The organism is Marinifilum caeruleilacunae, assembly GCF_013141825.1.
Classification (GTDB): domain Bacteria; phylum Bacteroidota; class Bacteroidia; order Bacteroidales; family Marinifilaceae; genus Marinifilum; species Marinifilum caeruleilacunae.
The window spans coordinates 1-7,615 of the sequence record NZ_RZNH01000065.1 but is presented as its reverse complement, the minus strand read 5'-3'; the positions used below and the strand labels follow the sequence as shown (position 1 = coordinate 7,615).

9 protein-coding genes are annotated in these 7,615 nt (G+C 31.8%); all 9 read right to left on the bottom strand.

Going from position 1 to position 7,615, the window contains the following annotated elements:
- Positions 1-171: 171 nt before the first annotated feature.
- Positions 172-582, bottom strand: a complete 411-nt coding sequence (locus tag ELS83_RS21220) for an RDD family protein (protein ID WP_171597554.1) — start codon at positions 580-582, stop codon at positions 172-174.
- 232 nt (positions 583-814) lie between these two features.
- Positions 815-1,330 (bottom strand): hypothetical protein, encoded by a 516-nt coding sequence (locus ELS83_RS21215; RefSeq protein ID WP_171597553.1) that lies wholly within the window; start codon positions 1,328-1,330, stop codon positions 815-817.
- A 157-nt stretch (positions 1,331-1,487) separates the two neighbouring features.
- Positions 1,488-2,600 (bottom strand): hypothetical protein, encoded by a 1,113-nt coding sequence (locus ELS83_RS21210; RefSeq protein WP_171597552.1) that lies wholly within the window; start codon positions 2,598-2,600, stop codon positions 1,488-1,490.
- A 158-nt stretch (positions 2,601-2,758) separates the two neighbouring features.
- A complete protein-coding gene (locus ELS83_RS21205; protein ID WP_171597551.1) occupies positions 2,759-3,796 on the bottom strand; it encodes a hypothetical protein in 1,038 nt (345 codons plus the stop codon).
- Between the two features lie 170 nt (positions 3,797-3,966).
- Positions 3,967-4,386 carry a DUF3788 family protein gene (locus ELS83_RS21200; RefSeq protein WP_171597550.1) on the bottom strand — a complete coding sequence of 140 codons (420 nt, stop codon included), beginning with the start codon at positions 4,384-4,386 and terminating at the stop codon, positions 3,967-3,969.
- A gap of 217 nt (positions 4,387-4,603) precedes the next feature.
- On the bottom strand, positions 4,604-5,398 hold the full coding sequence (locus ELS83_RS21195) for a cation efflux transmembrane domain-containing protein (protein WP_171597549.1): 795 nt from the start codon (positions 5,396-5,398) through the stop codon (positions 4,604-4,606).
- Positions 5,399-5,636: 238 nt separating this feature from the next.
- A complete protein-coding gene (locus ELS83_RS21190) occupies positions 5,637-6,299 on the bottom strand; it encodes a hypothetical protein (RefSeq protein WP_171597548.1) in 663 nt (220 codons plus the stop codon).
- A gap of 143 nt (positions 6,300-6,442) precedes the next feature.
- On the bottom strand, positions 6,443-6,913 hold the full coding sequence (locus tag ELS83_RS21185; protein WP_171597547.1) for a hypothetical protein: 471 nt from the start codon (positions 6,911-6,913) through the stop codon (positions 6,443-6,445).
- Between the two features lie 129 nt (positions 6,914-7,042).
- On the bottom strand, positions 7,043-7,615 hold a 573-nt coding region (locus ELS83_RS21180), incomplete at its 5' end, for a hypothetical protein (protein ID WP_216616742.1).

The window sequence follows — 7,615 nt, the reverse complement described above, 5'->3', positions numbered from 1 at the left end:
GCTAACGGTTTTGCTAAAATTTGAGGGCGATTTTCAACCACCTCCTTATCAAACACCGCTACCGTTTATTGTTTTTGTTACATTATCTAGTTGAGCGTCACCGCCCTTAAATTTTAACTTTTGTTACCTCCTGTTTCGCTCCATTATGAAAGGCTCTTCATTTATATTCTACTATTTAGAAACTACTCTTGTCTCGGATATTCGATCATGCCATCCAATCGGTTTTTCAGACAAAAAAGACAATTGCTCTAAAGGTATAAATCGGCATAGTGTTCGTAATAAGATGTCTATAAAGTTCACCTTTTTATTGTCTAGTCGGATAATCTTTGTTTTAGTAATTTGTTTCCCTAGAGTTGTCTGTAAGATTCCCTCTAGAATAATATAGTAAAAGAATGCTATAGGTAAAATAGTGAATTCTAGACTCATCGTTTGTCCTTCTTTCAAATTTTCTAGAAGTCCTACTTTTTTTAATACGATTACTATGCCAGGAAGTAGGATAAACCATAAAATAGAAATGGATATACTATCTATTATCCAGTTTATAAATCTTTTCGTATTTGATGCAATTTTAATTGAATTCATTTTTCTAGAAATTGGCGGTAACGGTTAGTATATAGCATATAGGGCAAAGTAAAAAGCGATAAACTCTCGCAACCTACTTAGCCAAAGCAATAATTTTTGGTTTTAAATTTACTGATTTAGAAAATGAAAAACTAATGCTTTGACGGATTTTTTATTGGTTAATACCTTTCTGAACCCACCGACGCCCTATTTGCTATATATGGTGTTAGGCTACGTATTTATTTTTTCATTCTTATGCTCCTGATGCTTTATACCATCTTCCTCTCAGATGCTTTCGATACCTTACAATGCTTTTTGAAAAAGGAATAAACATTTCTTCGGTGTATAGCTCAACATCTTCAAGTTCAATTGGGCTATAAAGTTTACCATAGTGATCATCTATGAAACCTCCCTCAATAAAGTAATATTGTCCTTTTGAATTGCTATCAAAACCAGTCACATTAGTTTTTTTAAACAATTTCAATATTTGGTTTAAATATTCTTCTTCAATCTCTAAGCTATCAAGCAATGAAGGTTTATCTAAAATTACACCCAGATATTTGGGGGTATTCTTTCTTATTACTTCTGAATTATTAAATTTAAATTCATTTATTGTATAAGTTCCCTCATACACATCAATTGAATGAATTTTCTCTTGTTCTTCAATTTTTTCAATTAATTTCTCAGCATACTTTTTATCGACTTTATTGCATGAGCAAAAAACTTGAATACTTAAAATAAGTACTATAAAGAAGGTAAGATTTTTCATTTTTATATTCATATGTTGCCTAACGGTTTGCGGTATGAAACGTTGGGGATTTCGGAGCTACTTCACTATCAAGGTACGATGAACTTTGATGCGAGAACAGAAGCTCGAATAACCACTTTGCCCCCAATGTTTTATGACCGCGTGTTATGCAACGTATTTATTCCCAATTTAAATCTGATTTTTTTAATCTATCTAAAAACTCAATCGCTTTTTGAGTATCACGGTATGTTATAGACAAATCGAAAATATAATCCTTATTAAATCTCGAAATATACATAATCCCTGCTTTGCCATTTTCTCCAATCATAAAGTACTCCACATATTTAAATTCAAGACTATCAATTTGCATTACTCCTTGATTTTGTTTCTCAAATCTAATCTTGTCATTGCTTGCATTTTGTAATTTGTCTCCGATTATCTCAAAATATCTTTCTTCGCTTGTTAGATTCGGAAATAAAACTCTTGGATTTAAGTTGCTCATAAAATCAATCAGTCCATTTGATATATTCAAAAGCCTAATTGGTTCTTCATTATTCTTAGTATCATTATCAATCAGCTTATTTCCCTTTTCGTTGGCTGACTCAATTTCGGCCGATGAAATAATCTCATAATCTTGAGGTATGACAAAAGTCCAGTCAAGATAATCATTGTGATAAATACTATCTGTTAATGTTCCTTGGTCAACTTGAATTTCTGGAAGTATAACTTTATTTGATAAGAAATCTTTGAATGAGTTATAGTTTAACAGAATCAATACGATTATCAATGGAATAATCAACCACGGATTTTTGCCCCAAAAATTTTTATTTGTCTGCTCTGAAGTATTTAAATCAACCGAATCTGTCTCCAAGTTTAAATCATTTTTAACCTTATCAATGGTTGGGTAAATTGGCAAATAGAATCCAAGCGCAATAACTGTGTAAGCTATATAAAGATTGTTTAATGTTATCAAAAATGCAACAACCGAGAACATTGCTACTCCTTCGATAAATGCAATCCTCTGAACTACAACACCGCGATATAATTGCAATTTAGTATCAAGGTTTTCATTTTGCACAATTACTTTTAATCTCCGTTTAAAAGATAAAGTTCCAATAGGTATAAATATTAGTCCGAAAATTGGAATCATGTACCTAAAAATCTCGTCAATCGAATCATTCATCATAATTGTTCCCTTGTCGATTGTTAATGAGAAAATTCCAATCAATGCAAGAGGACTTATCAAAGTCATGAAGTAAACAATTCTCAAATTCTTAATGTATTTTGTCATGTTTCTATGTTGTTTTATATGTTGCATAACGGTTTGAATATGCGTAGTGCGGGATTTCAAGGCACTTCACTATCAAGCCGCTACGTTGTTTATTAAATACTTTAAAGTTCAAATATAGCAAATCGCCTCGCATTACGTATATTTATTGTTAGCAAACGTTATTGCTCATATTCAATCCTATATGTATAAACTCTGGTCTTATTCTCCCCAGTTTTATAATTGTTCATTTCTTCTTTTTCTAGTAAACCATCTGAGTTATACGAGTATTTCATTTCAGCAGTTGTCTCAAATTTCTTTGTAATTGGTATTATCAGTTTATTCTTATATTCTGTGCTATAGACAATTATGTTAGTTGGATATCCATTATCATACTTATAAAGTCTTACATTCAATTCTTTTCCACGCACAGAATACTCAATCTTTGTATCATTTAAACTATCTCTTACTTCCGCATGTTTATAAGTCGATATTTCTTGTCCATTACGATAGGTAATTATAGCTGTAATTTTTGTTTTGTCGTCCGGGTATTTAGTTGTTATCTTTCTTTTTACATCTCCAGATGATGTAATTATTTTTTTTAATATTTCTCGATTTTCATGGTCGTATTCAATCAATGTAGTCGTTGAATCTCTATACATTTTACTGTACTTTTTAATACTAGATGGTTGCCCTGATTCATTAAGGAATGCTACCTCAAGAAAATCTTTATTAGAATTAGTCATACTCAAAACTTCCGAAGACTCAACTAAGCTCTTGAAATCCTGAATTCTAGAGATCTTTGAAAAGGCATTGGAATTCTTGGATTTTTCGGGCACAGAATAACCTCTTTCATAAGTTGTTTTTAAATTCTTGTCATAATCGTATTCATATTCATAAATATTATGACCCGCATTGGAATTGAATGCATATCGTCTTGTCTTATCACCTCTACGGTTAAATTCAAAGGCATAAATAAAGCGATGCGGCTCATTCCAATTGAAGAATGGTGGAATATCTCCTTGTATGTATTGAAAAATCACATTTCCATTTTCATTAATTTCTTCAATCTTTGTAATCTCTCCATTTCGTGTCTGAATGATTTTATAAGAATCACTCGGGGGATTTTTTAATTTAAATGGAACATTATTGAATGCAAATTGGCTAAATCCATTTTGAAACAATCCAATTGTAAAAGCTATCAATATTATTTTTTTCATCTACGTTCGTTGATTTTAATGTTTGCTAACGTTTTTGGCTAAGTTGCGAAGCGGATTTTCGCCGCGCTTCCCAGTCCACCGATGTGTTGGTTTATTTATTTGTGTTTGTTAAGTTATTGGTTGAAGTAGCTTTGCGACTTAGGTTTTGTTGTGCCGTCGTGCATTTTATGTTAGTTTTTTATTTTTAAATCTATTAGTTTTTTTACATTTTCAAAATCGACAGAATCTTGCATGTCAATATAAATACTGCGCGATTTATTAAATGGTTTTGCATTTTTATATTGTGATTTAAGATTGTCTGGCAGATTGCTTTGCATAATTTCTGGTTCTAGTCTTCCAGCAAACCAAAAAGCAATTCTAAAAGTATCTTCTATTATCCTAATCCAGAATAGTGTATTTTTCTTTTTCAATGCACGAAAAAGCCAGATTTTCCCATCATTATAATATTTCCATTCTTCTGAAACGTTCTTATTGTTATTGTATAAGTAGGTCATTACTTGTTCCCAAAGCAATTGCTTATCCCCAATAATCGAAAAGATTAAATCGTCATTAGGCTTGATATTTTTGTCGTTCAATTCTGTCTGACTCATTTTATTTATCTTTTTAGTTAAGCAGTTAAAAATGTTATTACTTGATTAATTGCAAAATGTCGTTTTTGTATGCGGCACAACGGTTAGTATATGAAAAGTAGGCGGTTTTGAAGCACGAAACTTTCGGTTAAGCTGAAAATTTGATACGAGCCCAAAGCCTTGAATTTATTACTATTTCGCCTATTTTTTATATACATTGTTGTAGCCAGTGCTTTTTTCATTTTCCAAGTTTTAATATTCTTATCGCACCTTGAATTACCAAAACAAAAACGATTGTTCCGATTATCAAGTCAGGTTTGTTCGAGTTTAGCCAATTGACTAAAATTCCTGCCGTTATCACTCCCAAATTTATTATCACGTCATTTGAAGTGAAAATCATACTTGCTTTCATATGAGCTTCTTCTTTGCTCTTTGATTTTTGTAGCAAATACAAACAAATTCCGTTTGCAATAAGTGCAAAAATAGAAACGACTATCATTGTCGAGAAGTCGGGCAATTTTTCTGCTCCGAAAAATCTTCTCAAAACTTCAATAAATCCAATTACTGCAAGGGTTATTTGAAAATATCCAGCGAGTTTTGCAATTCGTTTTTTTCTTGTCAAAGTTCCGCCAACAGCAAACAAACTAATTCCGTAAACAAAACTATCGGCAAGCATATCCAAACTGTCCGCAACAAGTCCCATCGATTTTGAGATTATTCCTGTTGTCATTTCGATAAGGAAAAAGACAAAATTTATCCCAAGCACAGACCATAGGAGTTTTCTCTGATTAGTATTTTCCTTAAAATCTGTCTGCTCTGTTTGCTCTGTCGATAATCTTTTTTCCCCTAAATTCAGTTGCTGCAATGATTTTTCAATTTGGTCAATTTGTCCACGGTGAAAAACAGTCAATTTTCGGTTGGGTATATCAAAGTCAAGATACGAAATACTTGAAATTCCGTCCAGATTCATTCGGATTAAATTTTCCTCCGAAGGGCAGTCCATTTTAGTTATTTCAAATATTGTTTTATCCATTTACCTTCTTATTTTATCTTTTTTGTCACCATTGGCTACAACGGTAAAGGCTATGAAGCGTAAGTGAGTTTTTAACCGTACTCACTTTCAAACTTAACAAAGCCAAAGCGTTGCATTTGTTTTTATCTTTTCATTTTAAAAGCCAAATCAACGATTTGGCGCTGTTCGCCTAAGCAACGAACCAACCAAAATTAGTCGGCCCACTTATGCTTTATAAGCCATTGTTGGCCACAGTATTTTATTTTCCTGTAGCGATATAAATTTCGTGACCATATTTTGGAGTCACAATCTTAATTTCTTTCTCTTGTCTGCTTTGTAGCGTTATTTTAAGGTCTTTTTCATAAAGTGTTTCGTTTTCTGTCTTGTAGATTGGCTGCTCATCCGATTCTGAATCTTCATATTCCTTTTTAACAATCATTTTACCTGTTGATAAATTGAAGTCAACGTTTCTCCAATAATCACCTGGCCTTCCTGCATTACTTGTGTAACCGATTAAGTAAAAATCTCCATTTTGAAATCGATACTTGTCTGTAAATCCCCATTTCCAACTACTTCCGCCACATTGACTTACTAAAAGAATTCCTTTTTTTATTTCGATTCTTTCAAGTGGGTCACCCATCATTCCTCCATCTCGACTCCCGTAAAGAGCAAGTCTTGATTTTTTCCACAATTTCCAAGTGTTGTTTTCTAATTTGTAAATAATAATTTCTCTCGGAACTCCTTCTATTTCATTTTCGGGTTCTGTGTTATAGGCAACAACCAAATCATCAACTGAATCATTATTTAAATCTCCTGTAACTGAGTCAATAATTTCGTAGTTACTTGGGACTGGGATGTCTTGACCTTTACACACCTGAGTAATTGCTAAAAGAATTATCCCTGAATAGATTATTATTTTCATATCATGTTATATTGTGGCCAACGGTTACGGCTATGCGCCGTAGCCGGTTGTTACTTTAATTGTGTATTTATAATTTCCGTTCAACTTTTAATTTGTGTTCTATTGAAACCTTCTCTGGCTATGGCGTATAGCCATTGTTAGGCTTAGTTTTCCTTCATTCTAAATTCAGCAATATCTTCAAGTAGTTCGTTAAATTCCACATAAAATTTTGTGTTTATTTTCTCTCCTTTTACGTATGAATAATTGTAATATCCATCCTCCTTTTCTTCAAATATTTCATAACTTATTAAGTCATCAAACCATTTATTATCAGGTGGATGTTTTTCTAAATGATTTACGTAATCCTCTTTATCAATATTAAAAAAGAACTGTATGGGGATATCTTCATATATTTCGTATCTATTAAGAATTTCAACAGATTTTATTTCACCATCTAATACAGCAAACTGTTCTTCTTTCTTTAGTGTAAAACCGTTTAACCCAAGTTCATTTATCCTTCTTAAATATTGTTTTCTTTCTGTTGTATTTACCCTTGCAAACCACATTTGTAATAATAAATAACCTATAAAAAGCAATATTCCTATTCCTGCTATGGCTATGATTATGTATTTCACTACGTTCATTTCAAATTAAGCCTAACGGTCCAGTGTATAAGTAATAGCGGGTTTCTATTCACAGACCTTTCGGATTTACACTGACCCTCGTTTTATATTTATACTGTCATTTAATTACTTAAACCGATATTACTTATACACATTGTTGGCAGTAGTAATTTCTAATTTAGATACTTTTTTATTTTCCGTATATATTCTCAATTTTTTCATAGATCTCCAACCACTAAAATCATAATAAATGAAATCAAGATTTCGTTTATTAGGCTTTCCGAAGAATTCAATGAATGCATCTATATTTGAACCAACTTTCAAGTCAAACTTTAAGGGCAATTCTTCAGATTCACATTTAAATGAATTCATGAACCATCCGCTATGTCCAAATTGCCACATTGAATCAACTTTATGATGAAATCCTTTCATTTCACCTATTCTTTTGTCCGCTGAAAAATAATTGTATTCAATGCGTTTTCCTGGGATGGTTTTGGAAATAGAATCTGCTTTTGTAATTATAATATTTGACATTTCGATTTTGGCATAATCTATTGGATCATTCAAATACCAGTTTATCCTTAAAGTGTCCAGTTCAGTTTGAAGAATTATAGAATCATTCTCAAAGTCCATTTTTTTCTTTTCCGTAAATTGAAAAAGTAAAAAACCTGAAAATAAAATCAATAATGTTGTTTTCATCTTATTACTGCCAAC

Bases quoted from the DNA above. Each gene is read 5' to 3' on its own strand.
- ELS83_RS21220 (WP_171597554.1), bottom strand. From the start codon at position 582: ATGAATTCAATTAAAATTGCATCAAATACGAAAAGATTTATAAACTGG.
- ELS83_RS21215 (WP_171597553.1), bottom strand. From the start codon at position 1,330: ATGAAAAATCTTACCTTCTTTATAGTACTTATTTTAAGTATTCAAGTT.
- ELS83_RS21210 (WP_171597552.1), bottom strand. From the start codon at position 2,600: ATGACAAAATACATTAAGAATTTGAGAATTGTTTACTTCATGACTTTG.
- ELS83_RS21205 (WP_171597551.1), bottom strand. From the start codon at position 3,796: ATGAAAAAAATAATATTGATAGCTTTTACAATTGGATTGTTTCAAAAT.
- ELS83_RS21200 (WP_171597550.1), bottom strand. From the start codon at position 4,386: ATGAGTCAGACAGAATTGAACGACAAAAATATCAAGCCTAATGACGAT.
- ELS83_RS21195 (WP_171597549.1), bottom strand. From the start codon at position 5,398: ATGGATAAAACAATATTTGAAATAACTAAAATGGACTGCCCTTCGGAG.
- ELS83_RS21190 (WP_171597548.1), bottom strand. From the start codon at position 6,299: ATGAAAATAATAATCTATTCAGGGATAATTCTTTTAGCAATTACTCAG.